A 17,443-nucleotide genomic window follows, 5' to 3' on the forward strand; every position below is an offset into this window, starting at 1 on the left:
GCCATGCTGCTTGACGGTTGCAGGCCGTGAATCAATGCCACCATGCTAAAAACAGGGCTGTCGCCCGACAATGCAGTTTTTCTGCCAATTCGTCAGTTTTCCTGACCAATGACCATGCGCCAGCTTCCCCCTTTGTCCGCCGTCCGCGCTTTCGAGGCCGTCGCCCGCGGCGGCTCGGTCACGCGCGCCGCCGAAGAACTGTGCCGCAGCCACGGCGCGGTCAGCCGCCACCTGCGCCTGCTGCAGGAACATGCCGGCGCGGCGCTGTTCGAGAAGGAGGGCACCGGCCTGCGCCTGACCCAGGCCGGCGCCGCCTTCTACGCCTCGGTGCGGGCGGCTTTTGACCAGTTGGAAAACGCCTACGAGCGGCTGGCGCGCGAGACGCAGGCGCCGGGGCTGCATGTGGCCTGCAGCGCCACCTTCGCCATGCGCTGGCTGGTGCCGCAACTGGCCGTGTTCTACCGCAAGCATCCCGAGATCCGCATCCGCCTGTCGATGACCTCGGCGCGCGAGATGCGCAACGAGGGTGCCGACCTGATCCTGGCCTGGGACCTGTCCGCCTACGCCGAGGCCGACCGGCGCCGGGCGCTGGCGCTGGCGCCGGTGCGCTTCGGCGCGGTCTGCACGCCGGCCTATGCGCGCAGGAAGCCGGCCACGCGCGCCCGCATCGCGCATGAATACACCGCCAGCGCCTGGAACCAATGGGAGGCCATCACCGGCCAGCCGGCGGCGCGCGGCGACACGCTGGCGTTTCCGCATACCCACCTGTGCATCGAGGCCGCGCTCTCGGGCCTGGGCGTGGCCCTGGTCGAACGGCGCCTGATCGCGCGTGAATTGCAGGACGGCCAACTGGTGGCGCCCTACGGCTTCGTGCCCTTTGAAGGCGGCTTGCGCGCGGTGCCGGCCGCCGGCCGCGCCCGCACCGCCCATGCCGATGCTTTCATTGCCTGGCTGCGCGGCGCGCTGGCCGAGGCCGGCGGCTGAGCCATGGCGTGGCGCGCTTGGTATGCTGGACGGGCATTTCGCGCCGGAGATTCCATGACTGCCACGCCGCCTTCCGCCAGCCCGTTCTCGCCGGCCTTTGCCCCCCGCTCGGCGCTGGCCTCGCAGGCGCGCCGCACGCAACTGCGGCGCATGAAGATCGCCGCGCTGGCTTTGCTGGTGGCGATGATCAGCGGTTTCATCACCAGCCATGCGATGGGCGGGCAGGGCGCCTGGGCCTGGCTGCGCGCCTTCTGCGAAGCGGCCACCGTGGGCGCGCTGGCCGATTGGTTCGCGGTGGTGGCGCTGTTTCGCCGGCCGATGGGCCTGCCGATCCCGCACACCGCCATCATTCCCAGCAACAAGGACCGCATCGGCGACAACCTGGCGGTGTTCGTGCGCGACCACTTCCTCGATCCCGACACGTTGATGGAAAAGCTGCGCGGCTTCGATCCGGCCGCGCGTCTGTCGCGCTGGCTGGCGCGGCCCAGGCAGGCGCGCGCGCTCAGCGACGGCGCGCGGCGGGTGGCGTTGCAGACGCTGGATCTGCTGGACGACCACGCGGTGCGCGGCGTGATTCAGGAGTTCGTGGTGCAGAACCTGCGGCGCTGGGACGCGGCCGGCACCGCCGGCGAGGTGCTGGGCCTGCTGACCCGCGACGGCCGCCACCAGGAACTGCTGGACGCGGCCATGGAACGGCTGGGCGGCTACCTCGGCGACGAGGATGTCAAGGATCGCGCCTCGGCGCTGCTGGTGAAATTCGCGCGCAAGGAATGGCCGCGCATCATCAAGGCGGTGGACGTCATCGCCTCGGTCGAGGGCATCGCCGACAACCTGGCCGACCGGCTGGCGCGGGCGCTGGTGCAGGAACTGCGCGATGTGCTGTCGCAGCCTGACCATCCGGTGCGGCGCGACTACGAGGCCTGGGTGCTGGACTACATCGCGCGCCTGCGCGCCGACCCGGCGCTGGCCGCGCAGGTCGAGGCCCTGAAGCAGCGCGCCATCGATCACCCCAAGGTGCAGGAATACGTGCAGGGGTTGTGGGACGACATCCATGCGGCGCTGCGGCGCGATCTGAGCGACGAAGGCTCGGCCTTGGCCGCACACCTGGAAAGCGCCTTGCTGGCGCTGGCGCGCAAGCTGGGCGAAGACCCCGGCCTGCGCGAGGCCATCAACAGCCATGTGCTGGGCGCGGCGCGGCGCCTGACCGGGCGGCTGCGCATCGGCGTCACCGAGCATATCTCGCGCACCGTCAAGCTGTGGGACGAGCGCCACCTGGTCGACGAACTGGAGCTGAGCGTGGGGCGCGACCTGCAATACATCCGCTTCAACGGCACACTGGTCGGTGGCCTGATTGGCGTGCTGCTGCATGCGGCGGTGCTGCTGGCGGCCGGGTAGCAGCGCCGGCGGGAAGGGTGGATTCGAGGACGTATCCGATGTATCAGGAATGAAGATTGCTGGCGAAGCGCCATGGCGCGGTGCTATTGTCGTTGGCAGTCCCCGGGCCTGCCCGCAGGTTCCGGGACGACCGCCGCCCGACCGGGCGGCCCGTATCACGCGCATCCCCCCAGGAGGCAAGTCCATGAAGAAATTCTCGATCCTTGTTGCAACGCTGGCGCTGGCCGGCGTCTCGGCCGCCGTCCAGGCCGAGAGCGTCACGATGTCGTTCCTGAACGACGACGGCTCCGTGGGCAAGAGCGCCGGTACCGTGACGCTGGAACAGACCCAGGAAGGCCTGAAATTCACGCCCCAGCTGACGGGCCTGCCGCCGGGCGAACACGGCTTCCACGTGCATGAAAAAGGCTCCTGCGAGTCGACCACGGTCGATGGCAAGGTGATGCCGGGCGGCGCCGCTGGCGGCCACCTGGATCCGCACAACACCAAGGCCCACAAGGGTCCGCTGGCCACCGATGGCCACCTGGGCGACCTGCCGTTCATCACGGTGGCCGCTGACGGCGCCGCCAAGACCGCGGTGGTGGCGCCGCGCCTGAAGCTGGCCGACGTCAAGCAGCGCGCGCTGATGATCCACGTGGGCGCCGATAACTACAGCGATACCCCCAAGCCGCTGGGCGGCGGGGGCGGGCGCATGATCTGCGGCGTGATCAAGTAAGACGCGTCATGCCGTGCCGTTGCGGCCGTGCTCGCGGTAGCCCGGCCGCGCGGCCAGCCGGTCGTAATAGGCGGCCACGGCCGGCAGGTCGGGCCGCAGGGCGTCGTCCAGCGGCGTCTGGAACCAGCGGTTCACCGACAGGCCGATGGCAATGTCGGCCAGCGTGAAGGCCGCGCCGGCCACATAGGCGCCGGTGGTTTGCAGGCGCCGCTCCAGGATGTCCATGAAATGCGCCCAGTCGCGGCAGGAGGCCGTGATGGCGGCCGCGTCCTGGTGCGCGGGCGACTGTCGCGCCAGCGCCATGAAGGCATAGTTCCACGAACGGTTCAGGTCGGCCGCCTGCCAGTCCAGCCACTGATCGACGCGGGCGCGCGGGCGGGCAGCGGCCGGGTACAAGGCGGGGTTGCGCTGGCCGCCGTACTGGTTGGCCAGATAGCGGATGATGCTGTTCGATTCCCACAGCACGAAGTCGCCGTCGCGCAGCACCGGCACCATGGCGTTCGGATTGAGCGCCAGGAACGCCGGCTCGCGGGTCGGGCGCAAGCCCGCTCCCCAGTCCTCGCGCGTGAATGGCAGATCGAGTTCGACGCAGGTCCAGAGCACTTTGCGCACGTTGATGGAAGTGGCTTTTCCCAGAATGTTCAGCATGGCGGCAGGGGCATGGGCTTTGTGGGGATGCCGCGCCGGGTCGCCCGCGCCCGTCGACGGCGCTGTCCAGTCTAGGGGGCGCCGCTGGCTGGCGCCAGATACAGATCGGCGCTTGCGCGGCCACAACAGAGCGTAGTCGCGCGGGCGGTGCGCTGCACGCCGCCGCCTCATCACTTCAGCCCGCCACCCCTTCCGGCTGGCGCCGCAATCGCGGCACGGGCGAAGCCGCCAGGATCAGGAACTGCGCGGCAAAGCCCGCGCTCGACACCCACAGGCAGGCCTCCAGCCCGCACCGCGCGGCCAGCGCGGCGCCGAGCAACGCGCCCAGCGGCCGCGCGCCGAAGGTGGCGGTGACGATCACGGCCGACACCCGGCCCAGCAGCGCGTTGGGCGTGATGGCCTGGCGCAGTGTGGTGGTGGCGATGGTCCACAGGATCGGGCCGGCGCCGAACAGGAAGAAGCCCAGCCCGGCCGCCAGGCCCGACGGCAGCGCCAGGGTCGACAGCATGATCAGACTGGCCGCCAGCGCGCACAGCGGCCCGGCCGCGATCAGCGCGCCGAACGGCAGCCGCGTCGCCAGCCAGGGCGCGGCCAGCGCGCCGGCCAGCATGCCGGCGCCATAGACGCCCAGCGTCATGCCGACGCCGGCCGCGTCCAGCCCCAGCCGCGCAACCGCGTACACCACATAGACCGCCTGCAGCACGAACCAGCCGAGGTTGAAAAACACCGCCGTCACCAGCACCGGCCGCAGTAACGGGTGCTTCGCCACGAAGGCCGCGCCCTCGCGCAGTTCATGCCATGGATGGCGCCGCGTGGTGGCGCGCGGCGCCTCGGGCGGCAGGCCGGCCAGTTGGCCCGCCGCCACTAGCGACAGCAGCGTCGCCAGGCCGTAGGCGGCGGCCGCGCCGATGCCGCCGACCAGCGCCCCGCCCAGCGCTGGGCCGGCCGCGAAGGCGGCGCTGCGCGCCAGTTCCAGCCAGCGATTGGCCTGCCCCAGGACGGGCGCGGCCACCAGGGCCGGCAGCAGCGCCGGCGCGGCCACGTTGTAGGCCACCGTGCCGACCGCGCCCAGGAACCCCAGCGCCGCCAGCCAGCCCAGGTTCAGGCCGTCCAGCGCCAGCAAGGCCAGCAGCGCCAAGAGGCTGGCGGCGCGCAGGCATTCGGCGGTGCTCATCAGGGTACGGCGCGGCAGGCGGTCGGCCAGCACGCCGGCGGGCAGCGACAGCAGCAGGAACGGCAGGGTCTGCGCGGTCTGCAGGTAGCCGGTCTGGGCAGCCGTCGCGTCCAACGCCAGCACCGCCACCAGCGGCGCCGCCGCCAGGGCGATCTGTTCGGAGAATTGGGCGGCCAGGTTGGAACGGGCGAGCCGGCGGAACGCCGGGGGCAGGGTGGGCATGGCGTGACGGGCGGCAAAGCCGCGAAAACGGCGAGGGCCCGATCATGGCCGGGCCCCGCGCGCGCCGCACTCCGTTAGTTGCCGCGGCCGGCCGCCGCTGTTTCAGGGAATCGGCGGATAGTCGCCAAAACCGTCCGGCCAGGCGGTCAGAACCTCGTAGCCGGTGTCGGTGACGACCACCATGTGTTCCCACTGGGCCGACAGCGAGCGGTCCTTGGTGACCACGGTCCAGCCGTCGGGCAGCTGCTTGGTCTGCGGCTTGCCGGCGTTGATCATGGGCTCGATCGTGAACATCATGCCGGGCTGCAGCACCAGGCCCTCGCCGGGGCGGCCGTAATGCAGCACCTGCGGCTCGTCGTGGTAGATCTGGCCGATGCCGTGGCCGCAGTATTCGCGCACGATGCTGAAGTGCTCGCGGTGCGCGACGGTCTGGATGGCGTGGCCGATGTCGCCCAGCGTGGCGCCGGGCCTGACCGCCATGATGCCGGCGCGCATGGCTTCGTAGGTGGTGTTGACCAGGCGCCGCGCCAACGGGCTGGGCTGGCCGACGAAGTACATGCGGCTGGTGTCGCCGAACCAGCCGTCCTTGATGACGGCCACATCGATGTTGAGGATGTCGCCGTTCTTGAGCACCTTGGCCGACGGGATGCCGTGGCAGATCACGTGGTTGGCCGAGGCGCAGATGGTCTTGGGAAAGCCGTGGTAGCCGACATTGGCCGGGGTCGCCTTTTGCACGTTGACGATGTAGTCGTGGCAGATGCGGTCGAGTTCGTCGGTGGTGACGCCGGGGCGCACGTGCTCGGCGATCATGTGCAGCACTTCGGCCGCCAGGGCGCCGGCGCGGCGTGCCATTTCGATGTCGGCGGCGGATTTGATGGACACCTTGCGCGCCATTTACGCGGCCTCCTGCTGGCCGGCGGATGCCTGCCCCTGGGACAGGGCGGCGATGCTGAAGCCCTCGGCCTGTTCGACGCGGATCAACAACTGGCAGATGTCGGCGTGGCGCAGCTCGGGGTAGAGCTCGGACAGCATGCCGATGCGCATCCAGTGTTCGGCCTGCGAGTTGATCGAGCGGCTGAGCGCGCTGCTGGCCACGCGCAGGTTCTCGTGCATTTGCTCGGAAATCTTGACGATACCCATTGTGAGTGTTCCGTATATGGTTTGTATATGGAACGTATGTTATCGCAGCTCGGCCGCCGGGCGCAAATCGCCATGCGGCGTTGCGCGGCGGGCGCGATGCGGTTCAGGCGCCGTGGATGGCGGGGCTTTGGGGCAACGCCCCCGCTCTGGGCGACCTGCTCGGGCCGCGGCTGGAGCGCGTCGTTCACCCCGAGCCGCCGCCATGTTCGAGCTGGTAGAACTGCTGGCTGGCGATGAGTGTGGCGCCGCAGGAAGTCTTCATGCCTTCGAGCGCGGTGCGGCGGTCGGAGCTGACGCTTTGCACGCCCTCGACGATGGTGTGCTGGCCCGGGCACTTGGGGCAGGTGACGCGGTCGCCGACGCGCGCCATGGGCTGGCCGAAGATCTGTACGGATTCATCCCCGGTCACCACCACGCCGCCATGCGATGTGCGGTCACCCTTGCGTATTACGGATCGCTGCGCCATGGCCGCCCGTTGCTCCCAAACAATGGTTAAGTCTGCTTACAGATAGGTGCCGTCCGGCGCCATGCGCGGCGGTCCGACCACGAAGCTGCCGTCCGGCGCCATGCGCACCGGCCCGCCGCCGCCGAGATAGCGGCCGTCGGGCGCGCGTTGCGGCGTGCCGGCCACGTAGGTGCCGTCCGGCGCGCGCGTGATGGGCCCGCCGTCGCCGACGTAGGTGCCGTCCGGACAGCGCCGCGGCCTGCCGTTGATGAAGCGGCCATCGGGCAGTTGGTGGAGTGATTTGTTCATCGCGACTCCCTGGGTTTGGAGAGCTTGCATGATAGCGATGGTCGCTGATGCGTTTTGTAATAGGGCGTGTCATGTTCCAACGTTCCGCCGTTACCGATATGGGATCATCGCTGCTTTGCCGCCGGGCCCCGCGGCGTTCGCGCCGGGTCCGCCCTTCGCAACGACCCAAGACACTATGAGCGACATCGACGCATTGCTGCAGCCCATTCCGGGCGAGGCGCCCTGTGGCGCCGACATGGTTTTTTCGGCCGAATTCGACGCCATCCGCGAAGCCCGCCGCCAGGACGATCCGCACCTGGATCAAGGCGACTGGATCATCGACATCAAGGAAGCCGACTGGCCGCAGGTGATCCGCATCTGCACCGAAGTGCTGACCACGCGCAGCAAGGACGTGCGCGTGGCCGCGTGGCTGGCCGAGGCCTGGGCCAAGACTCGCGGCTTTGCCGGCCTGCGCGACGGCTTGCTGCTGGTGGACGGGCTCTGCCGGCGCTATTGGGATGGCCTGCATCCGGTGCCCGACGAGGGCGACGTGCAGCAGCGCGTGGGCAATCTGGCGTGGCTGTTGTCGCGTTCGCAGCAGTTGGTGCGCGAGCTGCCGTTGACCCAATCCGAGGGCGGGCGTTTCGGCGCGGTGCTGTGGGACAGCGCCGCGCAACTGGCCAACGCCATCAAGCGCGCGCCGCAGAATGCCGCCGACCTGACCCGTGGCAAAGTCACGCTGGAACAGTTCGACGCGGCGCGCCGCGATACACCGCCGGCGTTCTACTCCGAACTCGAAAGCCAGTTGCAGGGCTGCTTCGGCGCGGTCGACGTGCTGGAACTGACCCTGACCGAACGCCTGGGCGATGAAGGCCCGGCGTTCTCGCCGCTGCGCGGCGCCCTGAAGGACGTGACCGAGTTGGCGCATCGTTTCGCCCGCGAGGCCGGTCTGCTGGTGCGCGCCGACCTGGCGCCGCCGCCGGCCGCGCAGAGCGCGCCGGCCGCCGGCGCGCCCCCGACCCGCATGGAGCCCACCTTGACCGCTGCCGACCTTGCGCCCACGGCGCCCGTGGCCACGCGCGGCCCGTTGCAGACGCGCGACCAAGCCTTGGCGCAACTGCGCGAAGTGGCCGAGTTCTTCCGCCGCACCGAACCGCACAGCCCGGTGGCCTACCTGGCCGACAAGGCGGCCAGTTGGGGTGAAATGTCGTTGCACCTGTGGCTGCGCACGGTGCTCAAGAATGGCGATGCCCTGTCCGGGCTGGAAGAGTTGCTGGGCGTGCCCAAGGCGCCCGACAACAACGGCGGCTGAGTCCCGGTCGCATCCCCGTCGTTCGCGGGCCGCCAGGCCAGGGGCGCGGCGGCCGGCCCCGCCCGGCGGGCGCGAGGGCCGCGCCGGGCCGCTCAGCGGCTGGCGCGGAATTCGATGCGGCGGTTCTTGGCGCGGCCCTCGGCGGTGGCGTTGGTGGCCACCGGCTGGTCCGGCCCCGCGCCCAGCGTCTCGAAACGGCCCGGCGGCAGGCCCTTGTCCACCAGATAGGCCCTGACTGCGTCGGCGCGCGCCTGGCTCAGGGCCAGGTTGGTGCTGCGGCTGCCGGAACTGTCGGTGTGGCCGATGATCTGCACCTTGTCGCTGTGCAATTTGGGAATCACGTCGGCCACCTGGTCCAGCAGCTCGCGCCCGCGCGCCGTCAGCGTGGCGCTGCCGGTCTCGAACTCCACCACGCGGTTGGTCAGCACCTTGTCGAGCAGGCCCTGTTCGTCCTTGCCGGCCGCCACCCGCAGGCCGTTGACGATCTTGTAGGTCGGGTTGAGCGAGGTGGCGAAAGTGCTGGCGATCTGCTGGCGCGAGGCCTCGTTCTGCACTTCGCCGAGCAGGCGGATCTGGGTGCCGTCCACTTCCAACTGGCCGCGGTTGATCTGCTTGAGCGGCGCGCCGATCAGCTTGCCGACGTGCTCTGACCAGTTGGGCGGCGCGACTACGCCGCCGACCTCGATCTGGTCGATGACATTACCCACGCCATAGACCTGTTGCAGCCGCGCCAGCACGTCGGCCTTGGTGGCCTCGTCGGGCACGGCGCCGCTGGCCACCACCTGGCCGGGCTGCGGGATGACGTTGGCGGGAACGACGGTGGCGGCGTCCTGCGCCGCCGCGGCGCACGAGAACAGCGCCGCCATGATCAGGAGAGAGACGCGCATGGTCAGGCTCCGGTGAAAACTTCAAGATAGGTGTCGAGCGCCATGCGCAATGACAGCCTGGGTTGATCCAGGTAGCTGGAGAGCTTGGCCAGGCCGTGGCTGGCCGATACGTGGTTGCGCACCCAGGGCGCGTCTTCCAGCACGATGTAGTGTTCGGCGAAGGCCTGCGGCGTCGATAGCAGGCTGGCCAGCGTTTGCGGCGAGGCGCCGCGAAACCCCGCCACCAGTCGGTGCTTGCCGCCGATGCGGCCGATGAACACCGCGATCTCGAAATCCGCCCGCGCCAGGAATGGCGCGATCAGCGTCATCCAGTACGAAGCCACCAGGTTGAGGTAGAGCGGATCGTCCGGCAATGGCAGCGCCAGGCCGCGATCGAGCTGCGACGAGCCGCTGGACATAACCGGTTCGAGCAGGATGCCCAGCGCCAGGATGATGTCGTGCACGTTGGCCGCGTGGCCGTTGCCGCGCAACATGGCCTGCAGCCGCTCCACGGTCTGCAGGTCGACGAAGGCATCGAAGCCGTCGTCGGCCTCGGTGCGGATCTCGCCTTCCAGTTCGTTCAGGGATTGCAGCGCCGGGCCGGGATCGGCATCGGTCATCAGCAGCGCGGCGGCGCCGCTCATGCGGTTCCACATGCGGCTGAAGGCCATCGGACTGCGCGCGATGAAGGCCAGCGGCCGCTGCACTTCGACCGAGGTCGCCGACAGGAACGGGAAGCGCCGGCCCGACTGGTCGCGGCTGGGTTGCAGGTGGCCGGCGATGGCCAGCTTGCCGCGCGAGCCCAGGATGGCGAACGGCATCGGCTCGGCCTCGTCATACAGCGTCTTCCAGTGCGGGTCCTGGGCCAGCAGTTCCATGGTGTTGGCGACCCAGCCGTCCAGCGTGCTCATCAGCTGCGGATGCGAGGTGTTCTTGACGAAGTCGCCGCGGGCCGGGATCTTGCCGAAATAGGCCGTGCGGAACAGGGGGGACTGCAAGTTGCTCATTGCGGCGCTCCGGGTCGCGTCTGGGCGGAGGAGGATTCGGACGTGGCGCCCACCACGGAGGAGGGCAGGCGCAGGTTGCGCAGGCCCTGGCTGCCGCCGGGCTCGCTGCCGCCGGCGCCGGGCGCCTGGGCGTTGCTGATGATGCGCAGCTTGACCGGCACCGTCACGTTCGACTTGCCCCAGCTCATGTTGAAGCTGCCGTCGGCGTTGGAGGTGCGCTGGGCGGTGGCGATCAGGCGCTCCAGGCCGAAGCGGCCCGGCTCGTTGACGATCTCGACCACGCTGCCGTCGAAGGTGGTGGCGGTGATGCGCGCGCCGGGCGCGCCCTGGGCATTGGGCCAGACGAAGTTGACCCATTGCGGCGGCGTGTTGCGGTAGCGCAGTTGCTGGCCGTCGATCTCGATGGTGTATTCGGTCACGCCGGAGGCCGGCTTGGGCTGGATCTGGAACAGCGTCTGTGGCTGGCTGGCCGCGCCGGCGCCTGCCGCGCCGCCCGACAGCGGCGCCACCCACTGCGCGAAATTGGCGGTGAAGGTCGGCTGCAGGCTGATGCCCATGTCGCCCCAGGTGCGCGCCGTCAGGATGTCGCCACGGCGCACGGTCAGCGGGCCGAGGGTGTCATTGACGTACTTGGCGATGCTGCCCTGCGGGCCGAACACCTGGCCGATCTCTTCGCTGCTGGCCTCGACGCTGGCGCGCGAGGCGAACGGGTACTTCTCGGCCAGGGTCTGGTTGAACGGCTGGTAGACCTGCGCGTTCCAGACCTTGTTCAGCTCGCGCTCGGCCGGCTGCATGGCCACGGCGTACGCCTGGATCAGCGGCCGCACCAGCAGCGGCCGCAGCGTCTCGCGCTGGGTCGCCGACAGGCCGGCCAGCATCTGCTCGTCGACCAGCTTGAGCGCGTCGGCTAGCTCCGAATCCTTGCCTTCCAGCGTCTGGCGCAGCAGCACCAGCGAGCCGGGGCCGGGGTCGCCCTGGTTGTTGAGCAGGTTAAAGCGCGTGCGGATCTTGGACAGCGCGCCCATGTAGTTGCCCAGCAGCGACTGGTTCTCGTGCGTCACCACCAGGCGCGCCACGTCCGAGAACTCGCGGCCCACCGGGCCCATCGGAATGGCTTCGCCGTTGGCGGCGGTGGTGGCGGCGGGCGCCGGCGGCGTCTGCCGCAGGATCACGCGCTTGAACCAGCCGACCACGCCGCTCTGCGCCTGTTGCAGGCCGGCGTTGACCAGCGAGGGGTTGTCCCACGAGGTCTGTTCGTAGGCGGTGTTGATGAGCTTGGCGATGGGCGAGGTCTGCGGATCGCCCAGGCGGTTCATCGCGCCCACCGACTGCTCGAAGCTGGTGAAGGGCTTGATGGTCACGCCGCGCAGGAATTTCTGCCATTCCTGGGCGTACTCCGTCTTGTACATCGTCGCCAGGCTCTTCTGGATCTGCTCGGGGCTGCCGTCCAGCGTCAGGTCGTCGCGCGCGTTCACGCCCAGCACCCAGTCGCTGGTCTGCACTTCCTTCTTGGCGGCCTCGTTGATGGCGGGCTGGATGTACTGCTCCCAGGCCTCGCGGGTGAAGGTGCCGGGGATGGCGTAGCTGCCGGCCACCACGCCGGCGTCGTTCTCGCCGACGATGCGCGCCACCGTCATGGTCTGGAAGCGCGTGGCGGCGCGCGCCTTGAGCGTGGCGTAGGCGCGTTCGCGCGCCGGCATGCCCTGCATCACGGCGCGCAGGCTGGCGCGGGTCTTCTCCACCAGCGCCAGGTTGGTGTCGATCTGCGGCCAGCCGGCGTCGGGCGCGCGGCTGACGTAGAACGAGATCAGGCGCTCGGCGCTGCGGATCAACTGGTCGCGCGGCATGGCGCCGCGGTTGGTTTCCAGCCAGCCGCGCCAGAAGCGCGTGATCTGGTCGGACAGGTGGGTGGGGTCGACGTGCTGGCGATTGGCCATCATCAGGTACGTCTTGAGCGCGTTGTAGGCGTCGTCGGCGTTGGTTGGCGAGGCGTCCTGGAACAGCGTGTCGCCGCCCGGCGCGTGCGCGGCGCGCACCGCCTGCGGCGCCGGCTGCGGCGCGCCGCCGGCCGCCGCCGCGGCGCCGGTCATGTCGACCTTGGCCAGGAAATCCTCCAGGCTGGCCTTGACCGGGCTCAGCATGAACTGGCGCGCGCCGTTGTAGTACTCGGCCAGCAGGCGTTCCTTGAGCACGTCGCCCTGATACAGGCCCAGGCCCAGCGACCATGGACGGCTGGACGAATAGCGGTCGAGCTGCTCGATGCGGTCCTGCAGGATTTCCATGGCTTCCAGCCGGCTTTGCAGATCGGTGCGTTCGCTTTGCAGGCGCACCACCTTGTCCAGGTCGGCCTGCACGTTCTGCGCCAGCTGGCGGTTGCCCAGGTACGACCAGCTCCAGCCGCCCAGCACCAGGCCCAGCGCCAGCACCAGGCCGAAGAAGGTCAGGTAGCGCATGCGGGTCTTGGCCGGACTGGCGTGCTGGCGCACCAGTTTCTTGTCGGCGAAGATCACGCTGGAGAACAGGTCGCGCAGGAAGAAGCCGTTGTGCGAGGACAGGTTGCGGGCCTGGCCGCGCGCGGCCGGGCGCAGGTCGAAGCGCTCGGCCAGCCGCTCGGTCGAGGTGCTTTGCGACACGCCTTCCTGCAAGGCGCTGGTGAAGTAGAAGCCGCGGAACACGGGCTTGTACTGGAACGGGTTGGTCTCGAACAGCGTCGACAGGAAAGTGCGCAGCGCCGGCTTGATGCCGGCGAACTCAAGCGGGAAGGTCAGCAGCCCCGGCGGCAATTCACGGTTGTTGCGCAGCGAAATCTGCGCCGTGCCCATTTCCTTGAGGCCTTCGTACAGCTCGTCGAAGCGTTCGTCGAACAGGGCCAGCACGTCGCGGTTCTCTTCCGCGCCGTACGGCAGGGTGGCGCCCCAGACGCGGTCGCGCTCGCGCTGGTCGCTGTCGGAGAAGAACTCGCTGAAGCCCGAGATCAGGTCGGCCTTGGTGAAGATGATGTAGACCGGCGCGAACACCTCCAGCCGGTCGGTCAGTTCCTGCACGCGCTGGCGCAGGTTCTTGGCCAGGTTGATGGCGAACTCCGGCCCGGCGCCGGTCAGCTCGTCGATGCTGGCGGCGACGATGATGCCGTTGATCGGCGCCTTGGGGCGATGGCGCTTGAGCAGGTCGAGAAAGCCCATCCATTCATTGCGGTCTTCCTCGTGCACCGAATAGCGGCCGGCCGTGTCCAGCAGGATGCCTTCGGTGGTGAAGAACCAGTCGCAGTTGCGGGTGCCGCCCACGCCACGCACCGCCGCGCCGTTCTTGTCGGCGAAGGGAAATTGCAGGCCCGAGTTGATGACCGCGCTGCTCTTGCCGGCGGCCGGGTTGCCGATCACGATGTACCACGGCAATTCGTACAGGGCCTCGTTGCCCGATACCTGGCCGATCTTGGAGGTCTTGATGGTGCGCACCGCCTGCACCAACCGCGTGCGCAGCGCGTCCACGTCACCGCGGTTGGCGGCCGCCGCGCCGGTCTGCACCTGCTGCTCCAGCATGTCGCCCAGGTTCTGGTTGGCGCGCCGCGCGCGGCGCCGGCGCCACAGGTAGGCGCACAGCCACAGGAGCAGGAACACCCCCAGCGCGATGCCCGCCCAGACCAGGCCGATCTCGACAGTCTCGGCGAACAGGAACAGGAACACGACCAGGGCGATCAGGCCGATCGCCATGAACAGGCGCGGACTGCCCAGCGCGCGTGATGTCCAATGCCGGCCTTCGCTCAGGGCGCTGGAAATACCGGAGAAGAAACCTGAAAGGCTACGCATGATTTTGGCTGTTTTTATAGGGTTCAAGCGGAAAGGGGTTGGGACACCAGTGCAACGCTGCGCAGCGCCGGGTCCTGCGTCATCACGGCCAGCACCGGCGCCTCGGCCTGCGCGCTGGCTTGGCCCGCGACGGCCAGGGTCAGCAGATGCGCGGCCGCGCCGGTGTAGCCGCAAGCGGTGCCAACCGCCAGGCATTCCTGATTCGGATCCAGCGCGGGAAACAGCGTGCTGGCCAGCCCCGCCGCCTCCAGCGGCCGGCTGCCGCGATGATCGGCGTCGCTGACCAGCGCGCGGATCTCGTCCGCGCGCCGCTCCTGCTGGGCCAGGAAGTGCGTCGCCAGTTCGGCCAGCGTCGGCTCGTTGGCCGCGCCGCGCGCGTCGGCGCGGGTGGCGCGGTGCGCCGTGGCCGACAAGGTCAGCACGAAAGCGCCCTCGGGCGGCGGCAAGGGGGGCGTGTCGCCGGCGACCGGCGGCGCGTTGCGCGCCAGGTCGAGCAGCAGCCCGGCGGCGGCTTCACCGGGCACGCGGCCCTGCGGGGTGGTGGTGCTGATCAGGCTGCCGTCGGCGTCCCAGTCTTGCACCACGAGCGCATCGATGTAGGAATCCGCCACCGCCACCAGGCACAGCGCGGCGCGCTCGGCGTTCACCGGTTCGCGCGCCAGTTGGCGCAGCAGGCTGTCGCTGGCGAGGGTGTCGCCGGCCTCGTGCGATCGCAGGCTCAAGCGCGTCGCGGGCCACGCCGTGGCGGCACGGGCCTGCGCCTGTGCATGGTCGCGCGCGGCGGCGGGCCAGTGCGCCGGCAGCAGCAGCTCCAGTTGCAGCAGGGGCCAGTCGTCGTCGCGTTCGGGCGTGCCGTGTTCCAGCACGTGGGCGCGGGCTTGGCGCGACAGGCTCTCGGCCACCTCGCACAACAGCGCGGTGGCGCGCAGGCAGTCTTCGGCCCGCGCGGCCGGGGGCGTGTCGTCGATTGTCGCGGCTTCGCGCAGCGCGCCGCTGTCCAGGTGGGCGGCGCGGGCGCTGAACACGGGAAAGCCGCGCGCGTTCCTGAGCGTGTCGTCCAGCGCGGGGCGTTGTTGTGCGGCCAGCGCGGCGTGGATGTCGGCAAGGTCGCTGCCGGGGGCGGCGCGCGCGGTGGCGGCCAGCGCCACCAGCCGGGTCGCGGCCGGGGCGGCGGGCGTTTCGGCCGGGGCAGCGGCGGCGGGCGCGGCGGCGGCCGCGGCCCGCGCGTCGCGGCGCGCCCGCGCCAGGCGCAGGCCGGCCCAGCCGGCCGTGATCAGCGCCAGCGGCAGCGCGAACAGATACAGGCCGATGTCCAGCCCGGTGGGCAGGGTGCGCGATTCCTGCCACCAGATGATGACGGCCAGCCAGACCACCGCGAAGACCAGGGCCAGCAGCAGGCCGGTTTTGAGAAAACGGGTCATGAGGATTCGTAGCGGTAAGCGATTGTTCGGAAGCGCGAGGGGGCCAGGGTAGCCGCGTCAGATGATCGGATCATTGCGCGGCCCCCGCGTCGCGTCGCATGACGCCCGGACGCCGCAATTCGGTGTGGCCGAAGTCCATCAGCTTCCAGCGTCCGCCCCACGTCAGGCCGACGCGTTCGGCGGTCTCGCCGAACAGCTCGTAGCCGCGCATGGCCCATGGGTCTTTTTCCGATACCACCACCTTGCCATCGCGCAGGAACGCGCTGTCGGCGGCCAGACCGTACTGGTGATAGCTCTGGTACGCGCCGGCGTTGGTCACGTGCGAGCCCTTGGCGGCCAGTTCTTCCTGTCGCTCGGGGCTGCGATAGCCTTCGATCAACACCATTTCGTAGCCGTGTTCTTCGCGCATGACGCGGTAGGCCGCCAGCAGGCGCTGGCGGTAATCGGCGTCCAGCAGGTTCCAGTCGCGGCTGGCGCCGCCCAGGTTCGGGCGCACCAATTCCACTTCGCGCGTGGTGAAGACTTCGGGCGGCAGAGGCGGGGGCGGCACCAGCCTTTCGCCGGTCAGCAGGGCCTGAATCCGCGGGTCCGGACCGGCCGTCCGATCCTCGTAAATAAATGTGTGATTGTGTCGCATGACGAAAGCGAAAAGGGACGGAAGCAGCACCACCGCGAGTCCCGCGGCGATCTGCCAGCGGTATAGCGAAAACGTGTTGCCGGCCCGCCCGAATCCGCTGCGCACCGCCTGTGCCGAACCGCCCACCACGCCGCCCGCATGGCCGGCGCCCCGCGCCACGCGACGGCGCACGCCGTGTGCGAACGCGCGGACGCCGCGCGCGGTTCGCGCCCGCAAGGCGGGGAAAACCAGCAGCGCGGAAACGCTGATCGCGAGCAGAAAATATAGGGGCAGCAGGACTAGCAACGTTATCCCTCAATCACGAAGGCGTAATCTTTTGTTCTATTCGTGATTGAGGCAAGGGCAACGGCGTTGCAGACGGCGTCGATGCTTTAGGAATCGTAACAAGAAGCCGTGATCTAAAAGAAGTCATCGGGTATTCTCGATCACCTTGGTTATCAGGGGGTGGCATACCCCTGCCAATACGGGACCTCGCATGGCAGAAGACGAAAAAAGATCGCGACCTCCGCCCTCCATTCCCAGTCTGCTGGCTGGCCGCCCGTCCTCGCAGGACGCGCGGCAGTCGTCGCGCATTCTTGCCACGCTCGAAGGCCGCGTGCCCGAGGCCGAGGTCAAGCACCTGTCCCCCAGACAACGCAGCCGCGCGCCGCTGCTGGCCCTGTTGCTGTTGTTGTTCCTGGGTTTCGTGGGCGCCGGCCTCTGGGCGGTGTACGACACGGCCGAATTGCCGGCGGTGGTGGCGCGGGCCGAGCACAGCGCGCCGCCCGTGGCGGCGCCGGCGGCCAAGCCCGATGCGCCCGCGCCGGCATCCGCGAACCGGGAGCCGCCGCCGTCGTCGGCCGCCACCATCATCGAAGAACATCCCTTGGCGCAACTGACGCGGCCCGACGCCGACGTCGAGCCGGTCAACCCGTTGGCGGCCCTGGCCGTCACGACGCCGGCGCCCGCGCCCGCGGCTGTGCCGCGCGTCAGCCAGGGCAAGACGCCGGCCCCGCGTAACGCCGAACCCGGGCGTGAGGCGGCGGTGGCCATGGCGCCGGGCGCCAGCGCCGCGGCCGCGCCGGCCACCAGCAAAACCGCGCCGGCGCGCGGCAAGACGCCGCCCCGTGGCGACAGCGATGCGGCGTTGCTGGCCGCGTTGATGTCGTATGGCCTGCCGCCGGCATCGCCGCCCGGCACCAAGGTCTACAAGACCGATGGCGTGTTCGTGCGCGAACTGCCGGGGTCATCGCTGTCCACGCGTTTGGCGCAATGCCGCAAGCTGGGCTTTCTGGAAAGCGAACAATGCCGCCTGCGCGTCTGCGCGGGCCACTGGGGCACCGCGCCCGAATGTCCCAATGCGCAATCTCACGTCGAACCGTGAGCCTGTCTGAACAAGGTTTTCAA

The 17,443-nt window shown here is 69.7% G+C and carries 16 protein-coding genes; 5 read left to right on the forward strand and 11 right to left on the reverse strand.

Going from position 1 to position 17,443, the window contains the following annotated elements; all coding sequences use genetic code 11:
• Window positions 1–114: 114 nt before the first annotated feature.
• The 3 genes from ACN6O8_RS06415 to sodC all read left to right on the forward strand — a co-directional run bounded on the left by ACN6O8_RS06415 (window position 115) and on the right by sodC (window position 3,091).
• On the forward strand, window positions 115–984 hold the full coding sequence (locus ACN6O8_RS06415; protein ID WP_427990239.1) for a LysR substrate-binding domain-containing protein: 870 nt from the start codon (window positions 115–117) through the stop codon (window positions 982–984).
• Window positions 985–1,134: 150 nt separating this feature from the next.
• Window positions 1,135–2,379: a DUF445 domain-containing protein gene (locus tag ACN6O8_RS06420; RefSeq protein WP_427990675.1), complete on the forward strand. Its 1,245-nt coding sequence runs from the start codon at window positions 1,135–1,137 to the stop codon at window positions 2,377–2,379.
• Window positions 2,380–2,563: 184 nt separating this feature from the next.
• Window positions 2,564–3,091: a superoxide dismutase [Cu-Zn] SodC gene (gene sodC / locus ACN6O8_RS06425; RefSeq protein WP_427990240.1), complete on the forward strand. Its 528-nt coding sequence runs from the start codon at window positions 2,564–2,566 to the stop codon at window positions 3,089–3,091.
• A 6-nt stretch (window positions 3,092–3,097) separates the two neighbouring features.
• Here sodC and ACN6O8_RS06430 read toward each other — a convergent pair whose 3' ends face one another.
• The 6 genes from ACN6O8_RS06430 to ACN6O8_RS06455 form a co-directional block, all read right to left on the reverse strand.
• Complete coding sequence (locus ACN6O8_RS06430) at window positions 3,098–3,739, reverse strand: glutathione S-transferase family protein (protein ID WP_427990241.1); 642 nt, start codon at window positions 3,737–3,739, stop codon at window positions 3,098–3,100.
• 175 nt (window positions 3,740–3,914) lie between these two features.
• Window positions 3,915–5,135: an MFS transporter gene (locus tag ACN6O8_RS06435; protein ID WP_427990242.1), complete on the reverse strand. Its 1,221-nt coding sequence runs from the start codon at window positions 5,133–5,135 to the stop codon at window positions 3,915–3,917.
• Window positions 5,136–5,237: 102 nt separating this feature from the next.
• Window positions 5,238–6,029, reverse strand: a complete 792-nt coding sequence (gene map, locus ACN6O8_RS06440) for a type I methionyl aminopeptidase (RefSeq protein WP_427990243.1) — start codon at window positions 6,027–6,029, stop codon at window positions 5,238–5,240.
• Window positions 6,030–6,275 (reverse strand): ParD-like family protein, encoded by a 246-nt coding sequence (locus tag ACN6O8_RS06445; RefSeq protein WP_427990244.1) that lies wholly within the window; start codon window positions 6,273–6,275, stop codon window positions 6,030–6,032.
• Between the two features lie 184 nt (window positions 6,276–6,459).
• Complete coding sequence (locus ACN6O8_RS06450) at window positions 6,460–6,741, reverse strand: PAAR domain-containing protein (RefSeq protein ID WP_427990245.1); 282 nt, start codon at window positions 6,739–6,741, stop codon at window positions 6,460–6,462.
• A 36-nt stretch (window positions 6,742–6,777) separates the two neighbouring features.
• Window positions 6,778–7,029 (reverse strand): hypothetical protein, encoded by a 252-nt coding sequence (locus ACN6O8_RS06455; protein WP_427990246.1) that lies wholly within the window; start codon window positions 7,027–7,029, stop codon window positions 6,778–6,780.
• A gap of 175 nt (window positions 7,030–7,204) precedes the next feature.
• On the opposite strand from ACN6O8_RS06455, the gene tssA reads away from it, so the two are divergent.
• A complete protein-coding gene (gene tssA / locus ACN6O8_RS06460; protein ID WP_427990247.1) occupies window positions 7,205–8,320 on the forward strand; it encodes a type VI secretion system protein TssA in 1,116 nt (371 codons plus the stop codon).
• Between the two features lie 92 nt (window positions 8,321–8,412).
• Here the strand turns inward: tssA and ACN6O8_RS06465 are convergent, their stop codons facing one another.
• From ACN6O8_RS06465 to ACN6O8_RS06485, 5 genes are all read right to left on the reverse strand, one after another.
• Window positions 8,413–9,207: an OmpA family protein gene (locus ACN6O8_RS06465; protein ID WP_427990248.1), complete on the reverse strand. Its 795-nt coding sequence runs from the start codon at window positions 9,205–9,207 to the stop codon at window positions 8,413–8,415.
• A 2-nt stretch (window positions 9,208–9,209) separates the two neighbouring features.
• Window positions 9,210–10,193, reverse strand: coding sequence for a type VI secretion system-associated protein TagF (gene tagF, locus ACN6O8_RS06470; protein WP_427990249.1), 984 nt, complete (start codon window positions 10,191–10,193; stop codon window positions 9,210–9,212).
• Complete coding sequence (tssM, locus tag ACN6O8_RS06475; protein WP_427990676.1) at window positions 10,190–13,903, reverse strand: type VI secretion system membrane subunit TssM; 3,714 nt, start codon at window positions 13,901–13,903, stop codon at window positions 10,190–10,192. Before tssM ends, tagF begins: the two co-directional genes overlap by 4 nt.
• Window positions 13,904–14,022: 119 nt before the next feature.
• Window positions 14,023–15,420, reverse strand: coding sequence for a hypothetical protein (locus tag ACN6O8_RS06480; protein ID WP_427990250.1), 1,398 nt, complete (start codon window positions 15,418–15,420; stop codon window positions 14,023–14,025).
• A gap of 70 nt (window positions 15,421–15,490) precedes the next feature.
• Window positions 15,491–16,342 carry a M15 family metallopeptidase gene (locus ACN6O8_RS06485; protein ID WP_427990251.1) on the reverse strand — a complete coding sequence of 284 codons (852 nt, stop codon included), beginning with the start codon at window positions 16,340–16,342 and terminating at the stop codon, window positions 15,491–15,493.
• A 190-nt stretch (window positions 16,343–16,532) separates the two neighbouring features.
• On the opposite strand from ACN6O8_RS06485, the gene ACN6O8_RS06490 reads away from it, so the two are divergent.
• A complete protein-coding gene (locus ACN6O8_RS06490) occupies window positions 16,533–17,420 on the forward strand; it encodes a hypothetical protein (protein ID WP_427990252.1) in 888 nt (295 codons plus the stop codon).
• Window positions 17,421–17,443 lie beyond the last annotated feature (23 nt).

Source organism: Achromobacter sp. (assembly GCF_050285565.1).
Lineage (GTDB): Bacteria > Pseudomonadota > Gammaproteobacteria > Burkholderiales > Burkholderiaceae_B > Achromobacter.

What these genes read in the sequence shown, in the direction of transcription:
- ACN6O8_RS06415 (WP_427990239.1), top strand. Translation starts at nt 115, where the DNA reads ATGCGCCAGCTTCCCCCTTTGTCCGCCGTCCGCGCTTTCGAGGCCGTC.
- ACN6O8_RS06420 (WP_427990675.1), top strand. Translation starts at nt 1,135, where the DNA reads ATGAAGATCGCCGCGCTGGCTTTGCTGGTGGCGATGATCAGCGGTTTC.
- sodC (WP_427990240.1), top strand. Translation starts at nt 2,564, where the DNA reads ATGAAGAAATTCTCGATCCTTGTTGCAACGCTGGCGCTGGCCGGCGTC.
- ACN6O8_RS06430 (WP_427990241.1), bottom strand. Translation starts at nt 3,739, where the DNA reads ATGCTGAACATTCTGGGAAAAGCCACTTCCATCAACGTGCGCAAAGTG.
- ACN6O8_RS06435 (WP_427990242.1), bottom strand. Translation starts at nt 5,135, where the DNA reads ATGCCCACCCTGCCCCCGGCGTTCCGCCGGCTCGCCCGTTCCAACCTG.
- map (WP_427990243.1), bottom strand. Translation starts at nt 6,029, where the DNA reads ATGGCGCGCAAGGTGTCCATCAAATCCGCCGCCGACATCGAAATGGCA.
- ACN6O8_RS06445 (WP_427990244.1), bottom strand. Translation starts at nt 6,275, where the DNA reads ATGGGTATCGTCAAGATTTCCGAGCAAATGCACGAGAACCTGCGCGTG.
- ACN6O8_RS06450 (WP_427990245.1), bottom strand. Translation starts at nt 6,741, where the DNA reads ATGGCGCAGCGATCCGTAATACGCAAGGGTGACCGCACATCGCATGGC.
- ACN6O8_RS06455 (WP_427990246.1), bottom strand. Translation starts at nt 7,029, where the DNA reads ATGAACAAATCACTCCACCAACTGCCCGATGGCCGCTTCATCAACGGC.
- tssA (WP_427990247.1), top strand. Translation starts at nt 7,205, where the DNA reads ATGAGCGACATCGACGCATTGCTGCAGCCCATTCCGGGCGAGGCGCCC.
- ACN6O8_RS06465 (WP_427990248.1), bottom strand. Translation starts at nt 9,207, where the DNA reads ATGCGCGTCTCTCTCCTGATCATGGCGGCGCTGTTCTCGTGCGCCGCG.
- tagF (WP_427990249.1), bottom strand. Translation starts at nt 10,193, where the DNA reads ATGAGCAACTTGCAGTCCCCCCTGTTCCGCACGGCCTATTTCGGCAAG.
- tssM (WP_427990676.1), bottom strand. Translation starts at nt 13,903, where the DNA reads ATGGCGATCGGCCTGATCGCCCTGGTCGTGTTCCTGTTCCTGTTCGCC.
- ACN6O8_RS06480 (WP_427990250.1), bottom strand. Translation starts at nt 15,420, where the DNA reads ATGACCCGTTTTCTCAAAACCGGCCTGCTGCTGGCCCTGGTCTTCGCG.
- ACN6O8_RS06490 (WP_427990252.1), top strand. Translation starts at nt 16,533, where the DNA reads ATGGCAGAAGACGAAAAAAGATCGCGACCTCCGCCCTCCATTCCCAGT.